This window comes from Stenotrophomonas sp. Steno-Z1 (assembly GCF_056393175.1).
In genome coordinates, this window is the sequence record NZ_JBWJPB010000028.1 from 1 (window position 1) to 332 (window position 332).

The 332-nt window shown below is 66.6% G+C and carries 1 protein-coding gene; it reads right to left on the minus strand.

What is annotated here, in order from left to right:
- A partial coding sequence (locus AC06FD_RS20455) for an SIS domain-containing protein (RefSeq protein WP_478078737.1) occupies positions 1 to 332 on the minus strand: 332 nt, incomplete at both ends.

Genomic DNA, 332 nt, shown 5'->3' on the forward strand with positions numbered 1-332 from the left:
TGGCGCGGGGTGCGGATGACGTGCACGCCCTCGGACTCGGCGAAGTTGCTGTCCTGGTCGGCGAACACGAACAGCTCGCCGCCGCGCGCACGCACTTCCTGCATGTTGGACTTGACCTTCTCCAGCAGGCTGTCGTTCGGCGCGATCACCACCACCGGCATGTCTTCGTCGACCAACGCCAGCGGGCCATGCTTGAGCTCGCCGGCCGGGTAGGCCTCGGCGTGGATGTAGGTGATCTCTTTCAGCTTGAGCGCGCCTTCCAGCGCGATCGGGTAATGCAGGCCGCGACCGAGGAACAGCGCGCTGCTCTTGCGCGCGAAGCGTTCGGCCCA